The 22,134-nt window shown below is 60.5% G+C and carries 23 protein-coding genes; 16 read left to right on the forward strand and 7 right to left on the reverse strand.

Annotation, left to right across the window (positions count from 1 at the left end):
• Nucleotides 1–73: 73 nt before the first annotated feature.
• Nucleotides 74–4,036, forward strand: coding sequence for a trifunctional transcriptional regulator/proline dehydrogenase/L-glutamate gamma-semialdehyde dehydrogenase (putA, locus tag GT756_RS03235; protein ID WP_108433019.1), 3,963 nt, complete (start codon nucleotides 74–76; stop codon nucleotides 4,034–4,036).
• A 348-nt stretch (nucleotides 4,037–4,384) separates the two neighbouring features.
• Nucleotides 4,385–4,780 (forward strand): lysozyme inhibitor LprI family protein, encoded by a 396-nt coding sequence (locus tag GT756_RS03240; RefSeq protein WP_017901106.1) that lies wholly within the window; start codon nucleotides 4,385–4,387, stop codon nucleotides 4,778–4,780.
• Here GT756_RS03240 and rutR read toward each other — a convergent pair whose 3' ends face one another.
• A complete protein-coding gene (gene rutR, locus GT756_RS03245; RefSeq protein ID WP_004204508.1) occupies nucleotides 4,781–5,419 on the reverse strand; it encodes an HTH-type transcriptional regulator RutR in 639 nt (212 codons plus the stop codon).
• A gap of 284 nt (nucleotides 5,420–5,703) precedes the next feature.
• Between rutR and rutA the strand changes: the two genes are divergently transcribed.
• Genes rutA through rutG form a run of 7 tightly spaced genes read left to right on the forward strand, consistent with a single transcriptional unit; the run spans nucleotide 5,704 to nucleotide 11,126 of the window.
• Nucleotides 5,704–6,795, forward strand: a complete 1,092-nt coding sequence (rutA, locus tag GT756_RS03250) for a pyrimidine utilization protein A (RefSeq protein ID WP_004204507.1) — start codon at nucleotides 5,704–5,706, stop codon at nucleotides 6,793–6,795.
• Nucleotides 6,795–7,505 carry a pyrimidine utilization protein B gene (rutB, locus tag GT756_RS03255; protein WP_004204506.1) on the forward strand — a complete coding sequence of 237 codons (711 nt, stop codon included), beginning with the start codon at nucleotides 6,795–6,797 and terminating at the stop codon, nucleotides 7,503–7,505. The genes rutA and rutB overlap by 1 nt, the downstream gene beginning before the upstream one ends.
• Nucleotides 7,498–7,890: a pyrimidine utilization protein C gene (rutC, locus tag GT756_RS03260; protein WP_096834914.1), complete on the forward strand. Its 393-nt coding sequence runs from the start codon at nucleotides 7,498–7,500 to the stop codon at nucleotides 7,888–7,890. Before rutB ends, rutC begins: the two co-directional genes overlap by 8 nt.
• A complete protein-coding gene (gene rutD, locus GT756_RS03265; RefSeq protein ID WP_049093322.1) occupies nucleotides 7,887–8,690 on the forward strand; it encodes a pyrimidine utilization protein D in 804 nt (267 codons plus the stop codon). The genes rutC and rutD overlap by 4 nt, the downstream gene beginning before the upstream one ends.
• The gene (locus tag GT756_RS03270) at nucleotides 8,687–9,277 is read left to right on the forward strand and encodes a malonic semialdehyde reductase (RefSeq protein WP_017901103.1); all 591 of its coding nucleotides are present in this window, start codon (nucleotides 8,687–8,689) and stop codon (nucleotides 9,275–9,277) included. The genes rutD and GT756_RS03270 overlap by 4 nt, the downstream gene beginning before the upstream one ends.
• Before the next feature lie 10 nt (nucleotides 9,278–9,287).
• Nucleotides 9,288–9,782: an NADH-dependent FMN reductase RutF gene (gene rutF, locus GT756_RS03275; protein ID WP_012968592.1), complete on the forward strand. Its 495-nt coding sequence runs from the start codon at nucleotides 9,288–9,290 to the stop codon at nucleotides 9,780–9,782.
• Nucleotides 9,783–9,803: 21 nt separating this feature from the next.
• The gene (gene rutG / locus GT756_RS03280; protein ID WP_004204500.1) at nucleotides 9,804–11,126 is read left to right on the forward strand and encodes a pyrimidine utilization transport protein G; all 1,323 of its coding nucleotides are present in this window, start codon (nucleotides 9,804–9,806) and stop codon (nucleotides 11,124–11,126) included.
• Between the two features lie 734 nt (nucleotides 11,127–11,860).
• Here rutG and GT756_RS03285 read toward each other — a convergent pair.
• Nucleotides 11,861–12,799, reverse strand: a complete 939-nt coding sequence (locus GT756_RS03285; RefSeq protein WP_032455806.1) for a DMT family transporter — start codon at nucleotides 12,797–12,799, stop codon at nucleotides 11,861–11,863.
• A gap of 163 nt (nucleotides 12,800–12,962) precedes the next feature.
• On the reverse strand, nucleotides 12,963–13,136 hold the full coding sequence (locus GT756_RS03290; protein ID WP_002898708.1) for a general stress protein: 174 nt from the start codon (nucleotides 13,134–13,136) through the stop codon (nucleotides 12,963–12,965).
• Nucleotides 13,137–13,223: 87 nt separating this feature from the next.
• On the opposite strand from GT756_RS03290, the gene GT756_RS03295 reads away from it, so the two are divergent.
• The 3 genes from GT756_RS03295 (at nucleotide 13,224) to GT756_RS03305 (ending at nucleotide 14,417) form a co-directional block, all read left to right on the forward strand.
• Entirely contained in the window at nucleotides 13,224–13,445 is a 222-nt protein-coding gene (locus tag GT756_RS03295) for a hypothetical protein (protein ID WP_004204497.1), read from the forward strand.
• 127 nt (nucleotides 13,446–13,572) lie between these two features.
• Nucleotides 13,573–14,169, forward strand: coding sequence for an NAD(P)H:quinone oxidoreductase (gene wrbA, locus GT756_RS03300; RefSeq protein WP_002898704.1), 597 nt, complete (start codon nucleotides 13,573–13,575; stop codon nucleotides 14,167–14,169).
• Between the two features lie 20 nt (nucleotides 14,170–14,189).
• On the forward strand, nucleotides 14,190–14,417 hold the full coding sequence (locus GT756_RS03305; RefSeq protein WP_008805934.1) for a YccJ family protein: 228 nt from the start codon (nucleotides 14,190–14,192) through the stop codon (nucleotides 14,415–14,417).
• 65 nt (nucleotides 14,418–14,482) lie between these two features.
• On the opposite strand, the gene agp is transcribed toward GT756_RS03305, so the two are convergent.
• Nucleotides 14,483–15,730, reverse strand: coding sequence for a bifunctional glucose-1-phosphatase/inositol phosphatase (gene agp / locus GT756_RS03310; protein WP_160124554.1), 1,248 nt, complete (start codon nucleotides 15,728–15,730; stop codon nucleotides 14,483–14,485).
• A gap of 152 nt (nucleotides 15,731–15,882) precedes the next feature.
• Between agp and GT756_RS03315 the strand changes: the two genes are divergently transcribed.
• Nucleotides 15,883–16,332, forward strand: a complete 450-nt coding sequence (locus GT756_RS03315; protein WP_023317887.1) for a helix-turn-helix domain-containing protein — start codon at nucleotides 15,883–15,885, stop codon at nucleotides 16,330–16,332.
• A gap of 115 nt (nucleotides 16,333–16,447) precedes the next feature.
• Nucleotides 16,448–17,236, forward strand: coding sequence for an SDR family oxidoreductase (locus tag GT756_RS03320; RefSeq protein ID WP_023317886.1), 789 nt, complete (start codon nucleotides 16,448–16,450; stop codon nucleotides 17,234–17,236).
• 19 nt (nucleotides 17,237–17,255) lie between these two features.
• On the opposite strand, the gene GT756_RS03325 is transcribed toward GT756_RS03320, so the two are convergent.
• The gene (locus GT756_RS03325; RefSeq protein WP_004201478.1) at nucleotides 17,256–17,477 is read right to left on the reverse strand and encodes a hypothetical protein; all 222 of its coding nucleotides are present in this window, start codon (nucleotides 17,475–17,477) and stop codon (nucleotides 17,256–17,258) included.
• A 256-nt stretch (nucleotides 17,478–17,733) separates the two neighbouring features.
• Between GT756_RS03325 and GT756_RS03330 the strand changes: the two genes are divergently transcribed.
• Nucleotides 17,734–17,856 carry a small membrane protein gene (locus tag GT756_RS03330; RefSeq protein ID WP_002898600.1) on the forward strand — a complete coding sequence of 41 codons (123 nt, stop codon included), beginning with the start codon at nucleotides 17,734–17,736 and terminating at the stop codon, nucleotides 17,854–17,856.
• 118 nt (nucleotides 17,857–17,974) lie between these two features.
• Here GT756_RS03330 and GT756_RS03335 read toward each other — a convergent pair whose 3' ends face one another.
• Entirely contained in the window at nucleotides 17,975–19,366 is a 1,392-nt protein-coding gene (locus GT756_RS03335) for an APC family permease (RefSeq protein WP_023289089.1), read from the reverse strand.
• Nucleotides 19,367–19,719: 353 nt separating this feature from the next.
• The gene (locus GT756_RS03340) at nucleotides 19,720–21,141 is read right to left on the reverse strand and encodes a glutamine synthetase family protein (protein ID WP_002898595.1); all 1,422 of its coding nucleotides are present in this window, start codon (nucleotides 21,139–21,141) and stop codon (nucleotides 19,720–19,722) included.
• A 225-nt stretch (nucleotides 21,142–21,366) separates the two neighbouring features.
• Here GT756_RS03340 and puuD point away from each other — a divergent pair, with 225 nt between their 5' ends.
• Complete coding sequence (puuD, locus tag GT756_RS03345) at nucleotides 21,367–22,119, forward strand: gamma-glutamyl-gamma-aminobutyrate hydrolase (RefSeq protein WP_164727412.1); 753 nt, start codon at nucleotides 21,367–21,369, stop codon at nucleotides 22,117–22,119.
• Nucleotides 22,120–22,134: the final 15 nt, after the last annotated feature.

Raw genomic sequence — 22,134 nt, forward strand, 5'->3', positions numbered from 1 at the left:
GCACAAAGTTGCAACATAGTGGATATTTCCATGCAACCGCATAAGCTAACGATAAATGACAGGAGTTTTGAGCATGGGCACCACCACCATGGGTGTTAAGCTTGACGACGCAACCCGCGAGCGCATTAAGTCCGCCGCGAGCCGCATTGACCGCACGCCGCACTGGCTGATTAAGCAGGCCATCTTCAATTATCTGGAAAAACTGGAGAACGATGAGACGCTGCCCGAGCTACCGGCGCTGCTCTCCGGGGCCGCCAACGAAAGCGATGACGCCAGCGTATTAACGGAAGAGCCGTATCAGCCGTTCCTCGAATTCGCCGAGCAGATCCTGCCGCAGTCGGTAAGCCGCGCGGCGATCACCGCCGCCTGGCGTCGCCCGGAAACCGACGCGGTGCCGATGCTGCTGGAGCAGGCCCGACTGCCGCAGCCGCTGGGCGAGCAGGCGCATAAGCTGGCGTATCAACTGGCGGAAAAACTACGCAACCAGAAGACCGCCAGCGGCCGCGCCGGCATGGTGCAGAGTCTGCTGCAGGAGTTCTCCCTCTCCTCACAGGAAGGGGTGGCGCTGATGTGTCTGGCGGAAGCCCTGCTGCGTATTCCGGATAAAGCCACCCGCGATGCGCTAATCCGCGACAAAATCAGCAACGGCAACTGGCAGTCGCACATCGGCCGCAGCCCGTCGCTGTTCGTCAACGCCGCCACCTGGGGGCTGCTGTTCACCGGCAAACTGGTCTCCACCCACAACGAAACCAGCCTCTCCCGCTCGCTGAACCGCATCATCGGCAAGAGCGGCGAACCGCTGATCCGCAAGGGCGTGGATATGGCGATGCGACTGATGGGCGAACAGTTCGTCACCGGGGAAACCATCGCCGAAGCGCTGGCCAACGCCCGCAAGCTGGAAGATAAAGGTTTCCGTTACTCTTACGACATGCTAGGCGAAGCGGCCCTGACCGCCGCCGACGCCCAGGCCTATATGGTCTCTTATCAGCAGGCGATCCACGCCATCGGTAAAGCCTCTAACGGCCGCGGCATTTATGAAGGGCCGGGCATATCCATTAAGCTGTCGGCTCTGCACCCACGCTACAGCCGCGCCCAGTATGACCGGGTGATGGAAGAGCTCTACCCGCGTCTGAAATCGCTGACCCTGCTGGCGCGCCAGTATGACATCGGCATTAACATCGACGCCGAAGAGGCGGACCGTCTGGAGATCTCTCTCGACCTGCTGGAAAAACTGTGCTTCGAGCCGGAGCTGGCGGGCTGGAACGGGATTGGCTTCGTGATTCAGGCCTACCAGAAGCGCTGTCCGTTTGTCATTGATTACCTGATTGACCTCGCCACCCGCAGCCGCCGTCGCCTGATGATCCGTCTGGTGAAAGGCGCCTACTGGGACAGCGAAATCAAACGCGCGCAGATGGAAGGTCTCGAAGGCTATCCGGTCTACACCCGCAAGGTTTACACCGACGTCTCCTATCTCGCCTGCGCGAAAAAGCTGCTGGCGGTGCCGAACCTGATTTATCCGCAGTTCGCCACCCACAACGCCCATACCCTGGCGGCTATCTACCAGCTGGCGGGCCAGAACTACTACCCTGGCCAGTATGAGTTCCAGTGCCTGCACGGCATGGGCGAACCGCTGTACGAGCAGGTGGTGGGCAAAGTCGCCGACGGCAAACTGAACCGGCCGTGCCGGATCTACGCCCCGGTGGGCACCCACGAGACGCTGCTGGCGTATCTGGTGCGTCGTCTGCTGGAGAACGGCGCCAATACCTCCTTCGTCAACCGTATCGCGGACAATACCCTGCCGCTGGACGAGCTGGTGGCCGACCCGGTCAGCGCGGTAGAAAAACTGGCGCAGCAGGAAGGCCAGGCCGGCCTGCCGCATCCGAAAATCCCGCTGCCGCGCGATCTCTACGGCAGCGGCCGGAGCAACTCCGCCGGTCTGGATCTGGCTAACGAGCATCGTCTGGCCTCCCTCTCCTCTTCCCTGCTCAACAGCGCCCTGCATAAATGGCAGGCATTGCCGATGCTGGAGCAGCCGGTAGCCGAAGGCGAGATGCAGCCGGTAGTCAACCCGGCTGAGCCAAAGGACATTGTCGGCTACGTCCGCGAAGCCAGCGATGACGAAGTGCAGCAGGCGCTGACCAGCGCTATCAACAACGCGCCAATCTGGTTCGCCACCCCGCCGCAGGAGCGCGCCGCCATTCTCGAGCGCGCCGCGGTGCTGATGGAAAGCCAGATGCCGACCCTGATGGGGATCCTGGTGCGCGAAGCGGGTAAAACCTTCAGCAACGCCATCGCCGAAGTGCGCGAAGCCGTTGACTTCCTCCACTACTATGCCGGCCAGGTGCGCGACGATTTCGATAATGAAACCCACCGTCCGCTGGGTCCGGTGGTCTGTATCAGCCCGTGGAACTTCCCGCTGGCGATCTTCACCGGGCAGATTGCCGCCGCGCTGGCGGCCGGCAACAGCGTGCTGGCGAAACCGGCCGAGCAGACGCCGCTGATCGCCGCCCAGGGCGTGGCGATCCTGCTGGAAGCCGGCGTGCCGCCAGGGGTGATCCAACTGCTGCCGGGCCGCGGGGAAACCGTCGGCGCCGCGCTGACATCCGATGAGCGCGTGCGCGGCGTGATGTTCACCGGCTCCACCGAAGTGGCCACCCTGCTGCAACGCAATATCGCCAGCCGCCTTGACGCTCAGGGACGCCCGACGCCGCTGATCGCCGAAACCGGCGGGATGAACGCGATGATCGTCGACTCGTCGGCGCTCACCGAGCAGGTGGTGATCGACATCCTGGCCTCCGCATTCGACAGCGCCGGCCAGCGCTGCTCCGCCCTGCGCGTCCTCTGCCTGCAGGAAGAGGTAGCCGACCACACCTTAACCATGCTGCGCGGCGCGATGAGCGAGTGTCGGATGGGCAATCCGGGCCGCCTGACCACCGATATCGGTCCGGTTATCGATGCAGAAGCGAAAGAGAATATCGAACGCCATATTCAGACGATGCGCGCCAAAGGCCGCACCGTCTATCAGGCGGTGCGCGAGAATAGCGAAGACGCCCGCGAATGGAACCACGGGACCTTCGTGCCGCCGACGCTTATCGAACTCGACAGCTTTGACGAGCTGAAAAAAGAGGTTTTCGGCCCGGTGCTGCACGTGGTGCGCTATAACCGTAACGAGCTGGATAAACTGGTGGAGCAGATTAACGCCTCCGGTTACGGCCTGACCCTCGGCGTGCATACCCGCATCGACGAGACCATCGCCCAGGTCACCGGCAGCGCGAAGGTGGGCAACCTGTACGTCAACCGCAATATGGTTGGCGCCGTGGTCGGCGTGCAGCCGTTCGGCGGCGAAGGGTTGTCCGGTACCGGTCCGAAAGCCGGCGGCCCGCTGTACCTTTACCGTCTGCTTTCCAGCCGTCCGCAGGGCGCCGTTGGCGTGACCTTCGCCCGCCAGGATGCAGAGCGTCCGCTGGACGCCCAGCTGAAAACGCTGCTGGAAAAACCACTGCAGGCGCTGCAGCAGTGGGCGGCGGGCCGACCTGAGCTGCAGGCGCTGTGCCAGCAGTACAGCGAGCAGGCGCAAAGCGGCACCCAACGCCTGCTGCCGGGGCCAACCGGCGAGCGCAACACCCTGACGCTGATGCCCCGCGAGCGCGTGCTGTGCGTGGCGGATAATGAGCAGGATGCGCTGATCCAGCTGGCGGCTGTGCTGGCGGTCGGTTGTGAAGTGCTGTGGCCGGACAGCGCCCTGCAGCGCGATCTGGCGAAGAAACTGCCGCGGGACGTCAGCGAGCGGATCCGTTTTGCCAAAGCGGATCAGTTGCCCGGTCAGGCCTTCGACGCGGTTATCTATCACGGCGATTCCGACCAGCTGCGCGAGCTGTGCGAGCAGGTGGCGGCGCGCGACGGGGCGATTGTCTCCGTGCAGGGCTTCGCCCGCGGCGAAACCAATCTGCTGCTGGAGCGGCTGTATATCGAGCGTTCGCTGAGCGTCAACACCGCGGCGGCAGGCGGTAACGCCAGCCTGATGACCATCGGCTAACCCGGGCCCCCCGGTGGCGCTGTGTTACCGGGGCTACATAACACCGTAAAGGGTAGCCCGGATAAGGCGTTGTGCGCCGCCATCCGGGAGAGCGGCGCTGTGATCATCCCCGGTGGCGCTGCGCTTACCGGGGCTACCTGTCTCATGGCACGGGGGGCGGCCAGTATTGTAGGTCGGGTAAGCGTAGCGCCACCCGACAACATAACAATACAACGAGGTAGCCCGGATAAGGCGCTGTGCGCCGCCATTCGGGCAATCAATCTGCGATGCGATCAGCTAATGACAGCCGACGTCAGCTGTGCTTAATTAGGGCTCCCTGACGGGAGCCTTTTTTATGGGAGCAGAACAATGAAACGCATGTTATTTGCCGTGGCGGCCCTGCTGGCCAGCGGCGCGGCGCTGGCGGACGAGTGCAGCAACGCCAACACCCAAACCGAAATGAATCAGTGCGCGGCCGCGCAGTTTCAGGCGGCCGACAAAAAACTGAACGACACCTGGCAGCAGGCTCTGCAGCGGGCGGTGGGTAAACAGCAAACATTACTGAAGCAGGCGCAGCAGGCATGGATCGCCCTGCGCGACGCCGACTGCGCCTTCCTCGCGTCCGGCGCCGAAGGCGGCAGCATGCAGCCGATGCTGCTGAGCCAGTGCATGACCGATAAGAGCGTGGAGCGGGAATCTTTCCTCGCCTCGCTGCTGCAGTGCGAGGACGGCGATCAAAGCTGCCCGCTGCCGCCGGCCAATTAACTAACGGACGCGAATGCCTTCGATAATCATCCGCTGGACATTATCGACCGTTTGCTCAAAAAAGGCCGCGTCCTGCAGCGTGGCGCCGGTGACCGCCTCTACCTGGGTGGCGAAGTCGGCGTAATGCTGGGTAGTGGCCCAGATCATAAAGATTAAATGCTGCGGATCGACCGGCGCCAGCTTGCCGCGGTCGATCCAGCCGGAGACAATCGCCGATTTCTCATCGACCAGCGCTTTCAGATCCCCGGTCAGCTCACCCATCAGCAGCGGCGCGCCCTGCAGCATCTCAAGGCAGAAGAGCTTCGAGGCCTGGGGGTGATCGCGGGACACCTCCAGCTTCAGGCGAATATACTCGCGGATCGCCACCAGCGGGCTGATATCCTCGCGAAAGGCCTTCAGCGGCGCCAGCCAGATGGCGAGGATCTGCTGCAGAACGGCCACGTACAGCGCCTCTTTCGAAGGGTAGTAATAAAGCAGATTGGTTTTCGACACCCCGGCGCGCTCAGCTACCTGCTCCAGCCGCGTACCGTGAATACCAAATTGCGAAAATGCCTCCAGCGCGGCGGCCAGGATGGCCTCCTTTTTGGCGCTGACCGCTTGTGAACGTTTGCCGTTTTTCTTCACCGCGCCCTGTGCCATACATCCTCTCCTTCAGTTGACGCCACCAGCATAGCAAAAGCCCTTCGCCGACACGACCCCATGCACCCTGATTGCGCATGACTGCCGTTTTTTCGTGCACTGATTTTGACCATCCAGTCCACTTTTTTATCGTCCTTTTTAGCAACCCAATAGCAACACATTAATAACATTAACATTTATAAAACTGGCATCGCGTTTGCTTTACCTGTTCTGCGAGGTGGTCCAGGGAGAGGCAGGATGCCGCACCACCGCAACCCATCTTCCATGACTGTAGAGAGGTAGGTATGAAAATTGGTGTTTTCGTTCCCATTGGCAACAACGGCTGGCTGATCTCCACCCATGCTCCGCAGTATATGCCGACCTTCGAACTGAATAAGGCTATCGTGCAGAAAGCCGAGCACTACCATTTCGACTTCGCGCTCTCCATGATCAAGCTGCGCGGCTTCGGCGGGAAAACAGAATTTTGGGATCACAACCTGGAGTCCTTCACCCTGATGGCCGGCCTGGCCGCGGTGACCTCGAAGATCCAGATCTACGCCACCGCCGCCACCCTTACGCTGCCGCCGGCGATCGTCGCCCGGATGGCCTCCACCATCGATTCCATCTCCGGCGGCCGGTTTGGCGTCAATCTGGTGACCGGCTGGCAAAAACCGGAATATGACCAGATGGGCATGTGGCCGGGGGATGACTATTTCGCCAGCCGCTATGACTATCTCACCGAATACGTTCAGGTGCTACGCGACCTGTGGGGCACCGGGCGCAGCGATTTCAAAGGCGATTACTTCACCATGAACGACTGCCGGGTCAGCCCGCGCCCTTCGCAGCCGATGAAGGTGATCTGCGCCGGGCAGAGCGACGCCGGGATGGCCTTCTCCGCCCAGCACGCGGACTACAACTTCTGCTTTGGCAAAGGGGTCAACACGCCGACGGCCTTCGCGCCGACCGCCGCACGCATGATGCAGGCGGCGGAAAAAACCGGCCGTGACGTAGGCTCCTATGTGCTGTTCATGGTGATCGCCGACGAAACCGACGAAGCGGCGCGCGCCAAATGGGAGCACTACAAAGCGGGCGCCGATGAAGAAGCGCTGGCGTGGCTCACCGAGCAGAGTCAGAAAGACACCCGCTCCGGCAGCGATACCAACGTGCGCCAGATGGCCGACCCAACCTCGGCGGTCAATATCAACATGGGCACCCTTGTCGGATCGTATGCCAGCGTCGCCCGTATGCTTGATGAAGTAGCGAGCGTGCCCGGCACCGACGGCGTGCTGCTGACCTTTGATGATTTTCTTGCCGGCATCGACGCCTTTGGCGAACGCATTCAGCCGCTGATGCGCTGCCGGGACCACATTGCTCCTGTTACCCGTGAGGTGGCCTGATGATTACCCTTCCCGCTCGCCCGGAATCCCTGACCTTCGCGCCGCAGCAGAGCGCGCTGATTGTTGTCGATATGCAGAACGCCTACGCCAGCCAGGGCGGCTATCTGGATCTTGCCGGCTTTGACGTCTCCGCCACCCGGCCGGTTATCGACAATATTAATACCGCCGTCGCCGCCGCCCGCGCCGCGGGCATGCTGATTATCTGGTTCCAGAATGGCTGGGATGACCAGTATGTTGAAGCCGGCGGCCCGGGCTCGCCGAACTACCACAAGTCCAATGCGCTGAAAACGATGCGTCAGCGCCCGGAGCTGCAGGGCAAGCTGTTGGCGAAAGGCGGCTGGGATTATCAGCTGGTGGACGAACTGACGCCGCAGGAAGGCGACATCGTGTTGCCGAAACCGCGCTACAGCGGCTTCTTTAACACCCCGCTCGACAGCATTTTGCGCAGCCGCGGTATACGCCACCTGGTGTTCACCGGGATCGCCACCAACGTCTGCGTCGAATCGACGCTGCGCGACGGCTTCTTCCTCGAATACTTCGGCGTGGTGCTGGAGGATGCCACCCATCAGGCCGGCCCGGCCTTCGCCCAGCAGGCGGCACTGTTCAATATTGAAACCTTTTTCGGCTGGGTCAGCGACGTTGAGAGCTTCTGCCGCGCGCTATCCCCTGCCACCCCGCTGTCTTTAGCCAAGGAGAAACGTTATGCCTAAACAGGTGATCATTCCGCCAGGCACCACCACGCCGATTGCCCCCTTTGTTCCGGGGACGCTCGCCGATGGCGTGGTCTACGTCTCCGGCACTCTGCCGTTTGATAAGCAAAATAATGTGGTGCACATCGGCGACCCAAAGGCGCAAACCCGCCACGTGCTGGAGACCATCAAGAGCGTTATCGAAACGGCGGGCGGGAGTATGGCGGATGTGACTTTCAACAGCATCTTTATCACCGACTGGACAAATTACGCCGCGATTAACGAGGTTTACGCCGAGTTTTTCCCCGGCGATAAACCCGCGCGCTTCTGCATTCAGTGCGGTCTGGTGAAGCCCGATGCGCTGGTGGAAATCGCCAGCGTCGCCCATATCGGCCCCCCGACATGATGAGGCTCAATATTGCTCCAGCCCCATGGCCCGGCGCGCCGGTGGTGGTCCTCAGCGCCGGTCTGGGCGGCGGCGGCGGCTACTGGCTGGCGCAGCGCGCGGCGCTGGAGGAACAGTATCAGCTGGTGAGTTATGACCATAACGGGACCGGGGAGAACGCCGGTCCGCTGCCCGCCGACTACAGCATGGCGACGATGGCCGGAGAGCTGTTCAGCGCTCTGCAGGCGGCGGGGATCGCCCGCTTCGCGCTGGTGGGCCACGCGCTGGGGGCGCTAATTGGCCTGCAGCTGGCGCTCGATCGCCCCGAGGCGGTAAGCGCCCTGGTGCTGGTCAACGGCTGGCTGTCGCTGTCGCCGCACACCCGCCGCTGCTTCCTGGTGCGCGAGCGTCTGCTGCATGCCGGCGGCGCGCAGGCGTGGGTCGAAGCACAGCCGCTGTTTCTCTACCCGGCGGAATGGATGGCCGCGCGCCTGCCGCGCCTCGAAGCGGAAGATGCGCTTGCCATCAGCCATTTTCAGGGCAAGGAGAACCTGCTGAAGCGGCTGCAGGCCTTGAAGCAGGCTGATTTTTCGCGTCGCGCGGCGGCCATCGCCTGCCCGACGCTGATTATCAGCGCCGCTGACGATCTGCTGGTCCCGGCCTCCTGCTCCCGCGTGCTGCAGACGGCTATCTCCGGCAGCCAGCACGTGGAAATGCCATGGGGCGGCCATGCCTGTAACGTCACCGACGCCGATACCTTTAATACCATTTTACGCGACGGGCTGGCCGCTATGCTGCCGGTCGCCACGGAGACCCGATGAACGACGCGATAAACCAGACGGCCTGCGAGACGCTGTTTACCCAGGCCCGAACCCACAACGGCTGGCTGGATAAGCCAGTGAGCGATGCGCAGCTGCAGGCAGTCTGGGACCTGATGAAAATGGGGCCGACTTCCGCCAACTGTTCGCCGGCGCGCATCGTGTTTGTGCGCAGCGCGGAAGGCAAAGAGAAACTTCGCCCGACGCTCTCCAGCGGCAATCTGCAAAAAACCATGCAGGCGCCGGTGACCGCCATCGTGGCGTGGGACAGCGCCTTTTACGACCGGCTACCGACCCTCTTTCCCCACGGTGACGCCCGCAGCTGGTTCACCTCCAGCCCGCAGCTGGCGGAGGAGACCGCGTTTCGCAACAGCTCCCTGCAGGCGGCATATCTGATTTTCGCCTGCCGGGCGCTGGGTCTCGACACCGGGCCAATGTCCGGCTTCGACCGGGAAAAAGTCGATGCGGCGTTTTTCGCCGACAACGGCTGGAAAAGCAACCTGCTGGTGAACATCGGCTATGGCGACCCCGGCAAACTGTACGGCCGCCTGCCGCGTCTGTCCTTTGATGAAGCCTGCCTGCTGGCATAAGGAGTTTACGATGGAGTTAGCGGACAAAGCGAGTTTCCGTGACGCCATGGCCCACGTCGGCGCCGCGGTTAACATTATTACCACCGATGGCCCGGCGGGCCGGGCGGGATTTACCGCCAGCGCGGTCTGCAGCGTTACCGACACGCCGCCGACCCTGCTGGTCTGCCTGAACCGCTCGGCCTCGGTGTGGCCGGTGTTCAGCGAACATCACACGCTGTGCGTCAATACCCTGGCGGCGGGACAGGAGGCGCTGTCGACGCTGTTTGGCGGAAAAACGGCGATGGACGAGCGCTTTGCTGCCGCCGACTGGCAGACCGGCGCCACCGGCTGCCCGCGGCTGGAGGCGGCGCTGGTCAGTTTTGACTGCCGCATCGACCAGCGCGTCAGCGTCGGCACGCACGACATCCTGTTTTGTCACGTCGTGGCCATTACCCGTCACCCGGAACCCCGGGGTCTGATGTGGTTTGACCGCGGCTATCACACGCTTATGCGACCCGCTTGTTAACCTCTAACCCGGGATATCATCATGGCACTCTTCGATTTTCCTCGCTGGAAGCTGACCTCCCCCGCCGCCGAATCCGGCGTCGTCGCGCCCGATGAACGCTTATCGGCCGGGCAAACGCTGGTGATGGGCGTGCAGCACGCCGTTGCGATGTTCGGCGCGACGGTGCTGATGCCGTTGCTGATGGGGCTCGACCCTAACCTGTCGATACTGATGTCGGGAGTCGGCACCCTGCTGTTCTTTGTCGTCACCGGCGGACGGGTGCCGAGCTATCTCGGCTCGAGCGCCGCCTTTGTCGGGGTGGTGATCGCCATTACCGGCTTTAATGGCCAGGGGCTGAACCCTCATCTAAGCGTCGCCCTTGGCGGGATCATCGCCTGCGGGCTGGTCTACACCCTGATCGGTCTGGTGGTGATGAAGATCGGCACCCGCTGGATCGAGCGCCTGATGCCGCCGGTGGTGACCGGGGCGGTGGTGATGGCTATCGGCCTGAACCTGGCGCCGATTGCTGTGCGCAGCGTGTCCGCCAGCGCCTTCGACAGCTGGATGGCGGTGTTGACCGTGCTCTGTATCGGCATAGTCGCGGTATTTACCCGCGGGATGCTGCAGCGTCTGCTGATCCTGGTCGGCCTGATCGTCGCCTGCGCGCTGTACGCCCTGCTGGCTAACGGCTTTGGCCTCGGCAAACCGCTGGACTTCTCCCCCCTCGCCCAGGCGGCGTGGTTCGGGCTGCCGCACTTTACCCCCCCATCCTTTAACGGCCAGGCGATGATGTTGATTGCCCCGGTCGCGGTGATCCTGGTGGCCGAGAACCTCGGGCACCTGAAAGCCGTCGCCGGGATGACCGGGCGCAATATGGACCCGTACATGGGGCGCGCCTTCGTCGGCGACGGTCTGGCGACCATGCTCTCCGGCTCGGTGGGCGGCAGCGGGGTCACGACCTATGCGGAGAACATCGGCGTCATGGCGGTGACCAAGGTCTACTCGACGCTGGTGTTTGTCGCCGCGGCGCTGATTGCCATGCTGCTGGGCTTCTCGCCTAAATTCGGCGCATTAATCCACACCATTCCCGGGCCGGTGATCGGCGGCGCCTCGATCGTGGTCTTTGGCCTGATCGCCGTCGCCGGGGCGCGGATCTGGGTGCAAAACCGCGTCGACCTCAGCCAGAACAGCAATCTGATCATGGTGTCTGTGACCCTGGTGCTGGGCGCCGGCGATTTCGCGCTGTCGCTGGGCGGCTTTACGCTGGGCGGGATTGGTACCGCCACCTTCGGGGCGATCCTGCTGCACGCGCTGCTTCATCGCGGGACGCGGGAGGCGAAGGAGGCCAGAGTAACGCCGGTTTAAGCTACATTAGCGCGGCGTTGGCGCAGGGAGCGGGTGGGCCGGATAAGGCATTTATACCGCCATCCGGCCTGCCGGGAACGTCTCAGCGATGTTGAGGCCGTCAGCACCGGCAGTTTCAGCAACAATGGTGAATAAATTAACGACAGGTCGTACGAACGTAGGCCGGGTAAGGCGCAGCCGCCACCCGGCGAAATAACGGTACAACCGAATATTTCCCTGCTCGCGCTGCGCTTAGCAGGGCTACAACTTCTATGTTAATGCCGGGCAGATTGCGCTCCCGGTTAATTTTTCTGCACTCTGTTTTCCATAGCGCAGGGAGCGCACAGGGGGCGGCCAGTCGCCACCGCCCCCTGTACCCCCGGGCTCCGGCCAGCAACATCGCCACTGCGTGGTACCTTCGACTTATCCCTGCAGGCTGCGGGTCGGGCCGAGGCAGCGTCCATGCAAAACACGGCCCTCAGCCCGCATCCATGCGGGCTGCCCCGGCCTTCCGGGAACGTCTCAGCGATTTTGAGGCCGTCAGCACCGGCAGTTTCAGTCACGCAAGTGGTTAAATTAATAACAGGTCGTACGAACGTAGGCCGGGTAAGGCGCAGCCGCCACCCGGCATAAAAACGACGCCGTGCCTGATGCTATCGCCCGGCGGCGCTGCGCTTGCGCGGGCCTGGAGACGATCAGAGCCGGACGAGTAGGCCAGCCAGGATAAGCGCCGCTGTAGGATCAGAAGCGTAAAATTACGGCTCGCGACGATCGGCCAGGTCCGGGAGCGGCTGCGCATCGTCATTCGTTGACAACTTCGGCGGCGGTTTGCGCTTCCACTTCAGCTCGCTCACCAGCACTCCCGCGAGGATAAAGAAGCAGCCAAGGAGGGCCAGCAGCGGCAGACGCTCGCCGGCCAGCCGGCCAAAAATACCGGCCCATACCGGTTCGCCGGTATAGATCAGCGTGGCCCGCGTCGGCGAGACGCTGCGCTGCGCCCAGTTCATGGTCACCTGAATGATCGCGCTGAAAATGCCCAGCCCCAACGCCACGCCGAGCAGCGTCGGCGTCAACGGCGGCACCGACTCACCGGCCGGCTTCATGGCAGCGAAAGCCACCAGCGACGCGGTCGCCAGCTGCACCACCGTCACCCGTCGGACATCCACTTTTCCGGCCCAGGCGCTGATAAGGATAATCTCCGCGGCGATCGCCAGCGCACTCGCCAGAGTGATCATCTCCCCCACGCCAAGCGCCAACAGATTGTTTTCCGGCCCGGCCAGCAGGATCAAACCGATAAAGGCCAGCACAATCCCCACGCAGGACATCACCCCCGGCATACGCCCCAGGCACAGCCACTGCAGCAGCGGCACCAGCGGCACATACATCGCCGTGATAAAGGCAGACTTGCTGCTGGAGATCGACTGCAGCCCCCAGGTCTGCAGGCCATACCCCAGCGCAATCGCCACGCCAATCGCCACCCCCGCCTTCACCTCCAGCCACGTCAGGCCGCGCAGGGTGCGGAGCGAGAGCAGGCCCACCGCCAGCGCGGCGGTCGCGAAACGCAGGCCGACAAAAAACAGCGGCCCACTGAGGCTGACCGCATACTGTACGGCAAGGAAAGTCCCTCCCCAGAACATGGTGATCATGATAAGGAGCGCTTCCTGGCGGCTAACGGAGAATTTTAACGAAGACATAAGACAGCCATGACGATAAACGGGCGACCAGTGTGCAATCGGCCCGGCGGGAGCGCAACCTCCGACAGCTAAAAAAAACCGCCGGCAGATGCCGGCGGCGAGGGCGATGCGGTTGGGTCGGGGAGATTAACACCGCATCAAAGAGAACAGTGCCAGTCGCGCGTTAACTCTCACGACTTCCATGACTGTTTTTACCCCCTTTTTTGCCAGCCTCAGAGGCGCGCTGAGGGTCATTTTTAAAATTCCCCCCGCTATGCTGGCCACCTTTACGTCCTGCTTCTGATGCTCTTTCACGGTCTTCAGCAAAGTTGCCAGAACCGCCACGATGGTTTGCCATTACTGACCTCCATTAGGTTAGACATCATAGTGCATTACGCGGGAGCGGCGACGCCGCTGTTCTGCCGCGTATCTATAAGGTTAGTGAATGACTGCCGCTGACGATGGCAAATGTCACATTCAGAAACAAAGCCTGGCCAAAAAAATCCCCTCGCGCCGCCTGATGGCGCTAACCTGCTCTGCTGCCGAAGAAAAAATAGTCAGCAAAAAATGTATCCTGATGCTACATCCTCGCCGCACCGGCCAGTATAACGGAGGCATCGCTTCCCGCTTCTCAGCCGCTCAGGCCGCGCTGCGCAAGGAAAAGTAAATAATGTTTTGTCATTTTGTTATAAATCAAATAAATGCCCGTTGGATTTGCACTCTTCGGCAGAGGCTTTATCTTTAAAGGTACCAGCTATTTGGCTGGCTTATAATGCAACCGAGGAGTGATGGAAATGGCTAAAATTCTGGTGCTTTATTATTCCATGTATGGACACATTGAAACCATGGCTCACGCCGTCGCCGATGGGGCGAACCGGGTGGACGGCGTTGAGGTGGTTGTGAAGCGCGTGCCGGAAACCATGCAGGCAGAAGCGTTTGCCAAAGCAGGCGGGAAAACGCAAAACGCGCCTGTCGCCACGCCGCAGGAGCTGGCTGAGTATGACGCCATCATCTTTGGTACCCCGACTCGTTTCGGCAATATGTCCGGACAAATGCGCACCTTCCTCGATCAGACCGGCGGCCTGTGGGCATCCGGCGCGCTGTACGGTAAGATCGCCAGCGTATTCAGCTCAACCGGCACAGGTGGCGGCCAGGAACAAACCATTACCTCCACCTGGACGACGCTGGCCCACCACGGGATGATCATCGTCCCAATCGGCTACGGCGCACAGGAGCTGTTCGACATCTCCCAGGTCCGCGGCGGGACGCCTTATGGCGCCACCACTATTGCCGGCGGCGACGGTTCGCGTCAGCCAAGCGAGGAAGAGTTAGCCATCGCCCGCTATCAGGGTGAACATGTCGCCAAACTGGCCGTTAAACTGCACGGCTAATCTTCCGCAGGAGGAGCACTATGCCAACTCAAGAAGCAAAAGCACATCGCGTCGGCGAATGGGCAAGTTTACGTAACACCTCGCCGGAGATCGCCGAGGCGATTTTCGAAGTTGCCCACTACGATGAAAAACTGGCTGAGCAAATTTGGGAGGAAGGCAGCGACGAAGTGCTGGCACTGGCCTTTGCCAAAACCGATAAAGATGCGCTGTTCTGGGGTGAACAGACGATTGAGCGTAAAAACGTATAGGGTGTTTATCCCTGCTGAGTCTCACCCTAACCTGCTAAAAACCCGGATTGCTCCGGGTTTTTTCATTATTTCGCCGCCTCGTTGATCACCTTTTTAAAGGTCTCCATCGGGCAGAATCCCTGGTCATCGACCGGGCAGCCGTTAAGCGCCAGCGTGACCCGCTGCGGCGGGGTCTGTAACGTCAATGGGTCGGCATTACGCAGCTGCTCAGTGCTCTGATAGACATACTCAATCTTCATCAGATCGCGGTTGCTGCCGCTGTCGTGCCAGCGCTGAAACAGCAGTTTGCCGCCGATAGGCGTGCGCTCGTACTGGCCAGGAAGTTGATAGGGCTTAAAGTCCAGCGCCGTCAGCAGCGAGGCGATATTCGAGTCGTGTCCCACCAGCAGGGTGACTTTCGCCTTGCTGGCTCCCTCGCCCACCAGCGCGTTATCGATATATTTAACCAGCGGTTTGGCCACGTTTTGCGCCACTGCCGTCGAGGTGAACAGACTATCCTGGTAGCCGTTTTTCAGCTTCGACAGCACCTGCCACTGCTTATCGCTGGTGATTTCCCCCCACGCCACCTGATCTTTCGGGAAGCCTTCATAGTATTGCAGGGTGAAGGCGTCTACCAGCGAGTTGCCCACCTTCAACGATCCGGACACTCCCGGCTCCTGCTGATAACCGGCGCTAAAGGTATCTTTACCCTCGCTCAGGGAACAGACCTGCTTCTCTTTGCAGGAGGGCGAGTTGCGGTAATCGATCATCGTCTCCAGCAGCTTGTAGCTCTCGGTCAACTGCATCCCCTGGCGCTCTTTTTCCATCGCCTGCAGCGCTTTCTCGCGAAACGCCGGGGAGTCGTCGGTGATAACCGGGTTGAAGGTCGGGTCCATGGTGCCCATCTGCGGCTGATGATGCACCGCAATGCCGCAGCCCGGGAACGCGCCGGTGATAAAGAACTGCGCAGTGGCGACGGTGCGCTGCAGGCTGTTAGCGTAGGCGTAAACGGCGTTTTCCGGCGGGCACTCCCCGCTGGTCACCAGCTTCTGTTGCGCCAGCCATTCGCGCATATAGTGGCCCATATACACCTCCAGCACGCCTCCCTTGGTGGTCAGCTGGCCGCCCGGCACATCCCACTGCGGCCAGGCTTTGGCGGTGGACTGCTCCAGCACGCTGCCGTTATTGGCCAGCGGCGCGCGAAGGTTGTGACGACTCATGATCAGCACCTGCTGCAGCTGATACCCCTCTGGGGCGGCCGTGTCCTGCGCCTGGGCGCCAGCGGATAACATGACCGCGCCGGCTACGGCGGCGGCGAGTAGACATATTTTCATCCCTTCATCCTTAGTCATTTATTATCATCGGGTTAATTGTGACGGATTTAGGCCATTTTTCCTGGCATTCGCTCGCAAACTTAGACCGGAGCCGAAAATTTCCTCTGCCGACCAAATAGTTTTATAATGAAACAACTAACCTGGAGGCTTTCGTGAAACGTACCCGTCTGGAAAACAGCTGCTGTCCTGTCGCCCGCTCCCTCGACGTTATCGGCGACTGGTGGTCGCTGCTTATCGTCCGTGATGCCCTCCGCGGGGTACGCCGTTTTAGCGAATTCCAGAAAAACCTCGGCATTGCCAAAAATATGCTCGCCGGACGCCTGAAAATGCTGGTGGATGAAGGCATCCTGCATTTGCAGCCGGCCTCCGACGGCAGCGCCTGGCAGGAGTATGTCCTGACGGATAAGGGCCGCGCCCTGCAGACCGTGCTGGTCGCCCTCTCCCAGTGGGCGGACGACTATCTGTTCGACCCGGACGAACCGGCGACGCGGCTCATTGACCGCCAGCAGCGCCAGCCCCTGCGTAAGCTGGTCCTGCAGGCGGCGGATGGCCGTGAGCTGGCCCCGACGGATATCACCATCGCCGTTCCGCTGAACGACTAAACGCGGCCCGCGGTAGGCAAAAATAAAAAAAGTCCGGCAAAATGGTTGCATTATTAAACCAAGTATCTCATGCTGAATTTGGTTTAATCATGCAACCTTTTAAGAGGCAATACTCATGTCCCAGTCATCGCACACTGCTTTTATCACCGGCGCTTCCTCAGGTATCGGCGCGATCTATGCCGAACGACTCGCCTCCCGCGGCTACGATCTGATCCTCGCCGCCCGTCGTGAAGATCGGCTGCAGGCGCTCGCCGGGCAACTGCAGGCGCGCTACGCCATCCGGGCCAGCATCCTCAAGGCCGACCTGAGCGAGGAGCAAGGCATTGAAGCCGTAGAGCAACGTCTGCAGCAGGATCCCGCCGTTGACCTGTTCATCAACAACGCCGGAACGGCAAAAATGGCGGGCTTTCTCGCCAGCACGTCGCGCGAGCACCAGGCGATTCATACGCTCAACACCACCGCGCTTCTGCGCCTGAGCTATGCCGCACTGGCCGCTTTCGCTCCCCGGGGCCGCGGAACGCTGATCAATATTGCCTCTATTCTTGCGCTGCATACGCTGCCGGGCAGCGCGGTCTACAGCGCCAGCAAAGCCTGGGTGTTGAGCTTTACCCGTGGCCTGCAGGATGAGTTCGCCGACAGCGGCGTGCGTATTCAGGCAGTATTGCCGGCGGCGACCGCCACCGATCTGTGGCCGACCTCCGGCGTGGCGCTCGACGCCCTGCCCACCGGTACGGTAATGACCACCGAGGATCTGGTTGACGCCGCTCTCAGGGGACTCGAAATGGGGGAAAAGGTCACCTTACCGCCAGTGCATGATCTGGGACTGTGGGAGGCTTTCGAGCAGACGCGACTGGCGCTGTTTACCAGCGCGCGAACCGGGCAACCGGCGCCGCGGTATCGCTAACTCGCCCCGGCGGCGGGCATTATTCCGGCAGCGGAACCGCCGCCAGGGTACAGATCGCCTCGTGCTCCCCGCCGCGGCGATCGGTGATCACTACCTTATCGCCCGCTTTTTTGCCTTCACAGGGTTTCAGGACCTGCTCCACGATCCGCTCGCGGCTCGCCTGACGTTCATTTTCAGCCTGACTGGCGAAGGCCGTCAGCGCCAGCGCCACGCCCAGCAGGCTGAGGGTTGTCTTATACATGTCTTACTCTCAGATCATTCTTATTCGCGGTCAGCGTAACCCGTTGCTGGCCGCACTTCTGTAAAATCACTTAACGGAGTGTTACGCCATTTCAGCTGAAAGCCAGGCTGTCACATTCCTGCGGGAAATATTTTATCACAACCCCGACAGCAGATATTCTCGCGATGAGGCGTCATCTTTCAGACATATCCCGATGTTATCTTCACACAGAGCCCTGTATCTTTTTCCCTTTCTAAACAGAATATTAGGTTGGTCTATGTCGGGTCTTATTCTCTTTATCGTCGCGGTGGCGCTGCTGGGCGTCGCCATCTACAGCCTGGTGTCGTACCTCAAAGAGCGGCGCGCCAGTCAGTTACCTGTCCATAAAAAGAAGAAATAATACCTTCCGTTCTCCGCCGTTTTCTGCTGATTGCTTTACCATCCTGTACTGTCCCTTACCGAACCAAAAACAAAGGCAGGCCTGCGGGCCTGCCTTCGTTCGGTTTCAGCGTCAGGTTCTAGGACTCCCAGGCCTGCTCCGCCTTGGCGGCATCGAACTGCGGCGGCGGTTTACGGAAGCGTCGGGTCAGATAAGCCAGATACAGAAGACCAAGCGCCGCCCACACCAGGCCGAGCGTCAGGGAAGTGGCCTCGAGGTTGATCCACAGCACCCCTACCGTCAACGCCCCGACCATCGGCAGCAGCAGATAGTGCAGTCGATCCTTCCAGGTTTTGTTGTATCCCTTGCGCCGCCAGAAGTGGTTGAACACCGACAGGTTAACGAAGGTGAAGGCCACCAGCGCGCCGAAGTTAATCAACGCGGTGGCAGTCACCAGGTCGAAGAACAGCGCCGACAGCGCGACAATACCCACCATAATCACGTTCAACGCCGGGGTGCGCCATTTCGGATGCACATAGCCGAAAATGCGCTCCGGGAAGACGTTATCGCGACCCATCACGTACAGCAGACGGGAGACGCTGGCATGGGACGCCAGGCCGGACGCCAGGGTGTTAACAAAGGTGGTGCAGAGGAATATTGACTGGAACAGCTTGCCGCCCACGTACAGCGCAATCTCCGGCAGCGCGGCGTCCGGGTCTTTAAAGCGATGAATATCCGGGAAAAACAGCTGCATAAAGAACGACGCGACGATGAAAATAATGCCGCCGTACATCGCGGTGAGAAAAATAGCCTTCGGGATCACCCGCGCGGCGTCAGGCGTCTCTTCCGACAGCGTGGTCACGGCGTCGAAGCCAAGAAACGAGAAGCAGACGATGGTCGCCCCGGTAATAATCGGGATCAGATGCGCATTCTGACTGATAAACGGCTGCAGCGACCAGACGGTCCCTACCCCCTCGCCTTTGTGCAGCCCCTGAACCACCAGAATGACGAATACCACCATAATCGAGATCTGCACCAGCACGAACAGGGTGTTGAAGTTGGCCACCAGGTTAACGCTTTTCAGGTTTGCGGCGGTCAGAATGGCGACAAAGGTCACCACCCACACCCATGGCGGCACCTCAGGGAACAGCGCCGAGAGATAGATCTTCGCCAACAGGACGTTGATCATCGGCAGGAACAGATAATCCAGCAGCGAGGACCAGCCGACCATAAAGCCGACGTGCGGACTGATGGATTTTTGCGCGTAGGTGTAGGCGGAGCCGGCTTCCGGGAACTGGCGCACCAGTTTGCCGTAGCTGATGGCGGTGAACAGCACGCCAGCCAGCGCCAGCAAATACGACGCCGGGACGTGGCCGTTGCTGATACCGGAGACGATGCCGAAGGTATCAAACACCGTCATCGGCGTCAGATAGGCCAGCCCCATCATCACCACTTGCCAGAGTTTGAGGGATTTACGCAGACGCGGTCTGCCCGCCTGAGCGGCGTTATGCGCAGGAAGATTAATAGCCATCGCCCATTCCCCCCTTGCGGATAACAGTTTGCGGACACAACGTTCGCGTGACAAACCTGCTTAGCAAGGGGATAAGGCATAAATAAAAGGGTAAGACGGACCGGTGAGCGGTTGCTGGCTGGCATCCAATGCGGCCTGAGCGGCCTCCCTCTCCCTGCGGATATTTGAACATCTGCATCATCTCATTTCCTCGTCACACACTGTGTCGTTAACTGAAGCCCCGTTGCCGCCTGCGCTCCTTAACGCGACATCCGGGAAATGGCTGGGCTCCCAGCAAAAAGGACGACCAGGCTCCGCTCAGGCCGTATGATGCTACTCATGACTCAACTCATGCGCCCCTTGCGGGGCGACCATCAGGCGTTTTTCAACATCCACTCAATTTCAGTTTCTGTGATAAGACGCTCAAACTGCAGTAATTCATCATGCTTGCAGGCATGGAAAACGTGGCAGAAACGCTCGCCGAGACGCTCACGCAGGTGATCGTTCTGCATAAACTCCCACAGCGCATCGCTCTGGCGGATCGGGAACGGCAGACCCTCTTGTTCCAGGCCGTTACCTTCCACCTCTTCCTGCAAAGGCAGCTGAGGGTTATCCAGCCCGTGCAGAATGCCGGCGAAAATCGCCGCCATCACCAGATACGGGTTGGCGTCCGCCCCCGCCACGCGATACTCCACGCGGTGGTTCTGCCGCTCGCCGCACGGGATCCGCAGCGCCACGGTACGGTTGTTATGCCCCCAGGAAGCCTGCGTCGGGACATACATCCCCGGCTGGAAGCGGCGATACGAGTTCACGTTCGGCGCCAGCAGCGCCATCGAGGCCGGCATCAGATCGATCATCCCGGCCAGCGCGCGTTTAAGCAGCGCGGAGTCTTCCCCGTCGCCGTCCACCAGCACGTTTTCCCCTTTATTGTTCAGCATGCTGATGTGGATATGCATTCCGCTGCCCGCATGCTCTTCATAAGGCTTAGCCATAAAAGTGGCGTGCATCTTATGCTTCTCCGCCATTAAACGCACGAGACGTTTTAACGCCAGCGCATCATCGCAGGCGTCCAGCACGTTATCGGTATGGTGGAGGTTGATTTCAAACTGGCCCGGCGAGGCTTCGGCCACCGCGCCGTCGGCGGGGATCAGCTGCAGTTTCGCCAGCTCGTCGATGTCGTTGAGCACGTCGGCAAAGTGGTTCAGGTTATCGACCGAGTAGACCTGGCTTTGGGTGTTGCGATCGTCGGTGCCCGGCGCGCACGGCGGCTGCAGGTAGCCTTCGGCATCGCGTTTGCGGTCCAGTAAATAGAACTCCAGCTCTACCGCTACCACGGGGAACAGCCCGCGCTGGCGCAACTGCTGCCAGAGGCGGTTGAGTACGTTCCGCGGCTCAACGTCAAAGGGAGCGCCATCTTCATCAACCATGGTCAACTGTACCTGGGCTATCGACTGCGGATCGGCCGCTGAAGGCGTTAAGGTGCCGGGCACCGGAATGCAGCTGCGATCCGGCTCGCCCATCTCCTGGCCCAGACCGGCCTCTTCCACGACGTTGCCGAGAATATCCATCGCAAACACCGAGGCCGGGAAATAACAGCCTTTCTCCAGCTTGCTCAGGCCGGCAACCGGGATGCGCTTGCCGCGGAAGCAGCCGTTCAGGTCAGTGAGGAGGACATCGACATATTGGGTATCAGGGTAGGTTTCGAGGTAGCGCTTCACTTCTTTCGCGAACGCGCTGACCCGTCTCTCTTCCGTTTGCTGAACAAAATTCTCAACTTCTACGATATTGGTTTCCATGATTCACCGCCGTTGGTTTGGTTTCGGTCCTGCACTCAGACCGTTAAATATAATGTCCACCCCATCGACTGTGTATGCAAATAAATTGTTTGTCAAATGTTAAATTAAGTTTGCAAAGGGCTATTTCCACTGCTAGATTGAGAAAATATTGAACGATATGGCCGTTAAACCCGCTATAGCGGTCATAATTTAGTCCACTTTGTGAGGGCGATCATGGAAAATATAATGTACAAGCCAGTTATTGGCGTCGTGATGTGTAGAAACAGGCTTAAGGGTCACCAGACCCAGACCTTGCAAGAAAAGTACCTGAATGCAATTGTTAACGCCGGCGGACTGCCGATCGCCCTGCCACATGCGCTGGCAGAGCCGGATCTGCTGAACGCGTTAGTCGATAAACTGGACGGGATATACCTGCCAGGCAGCCCCAGTAACGTGCAGCCGCACCTTTATGGTGAAAACGGCGATGAGCCTGACGCCGACCCCGGGCGTGATCTTCTGAGCATGGCGCTGATTAACGCCGCACTCGAAAGGCGCATCCCCATTTTCGCCATCTGTCGTGGACTGCAGGAACTGGTTGTCGCCACCGGTGGGACTCTGTATCGTCGTCTGTTCGAGCAGTCCGAGCTGCTGGAGCATCGCGAAGATCCTGAACTGCCCGTCGAGCAGCAGTATGCGCCGTCCCATCAGGTTGAGGTTCAGGAAGGAGGATTGCTGTCGCAATTGATACCGGGCTGCAACACGTTTTGGGTAAACTCGCTACATGGGCAAGGGGCAAAAACCCTCAGTCCGCAGCTGCGCGTGGAGGCGCGAGCGCCGGATGGACTGGTGGAAGCGGTCAGCGTGAACGATCACCCTTTCGCGCTGGGCGTACAGTGGCATCCTGAATGGAACAGTAGCGAATACGCCCTGTCGCGTATGTTGTTTGATGGTTTTATCACCGCCTGTCAGGGCCATCATGCTGAAAAGCGGCGGCGCTGACCACTACCGTTAAGG

Source organism: Klebsiella sp. Q2, from assembly GCF_009900705.1.
GTDB classification, from domain to species: domain Bacteria; phylum Pseudomonadota; class Gammaproteobacteria; order Enterobacterales; family Enterobacteriaceae; genus Klebsiella; species Klebsiella quasipneumoniae.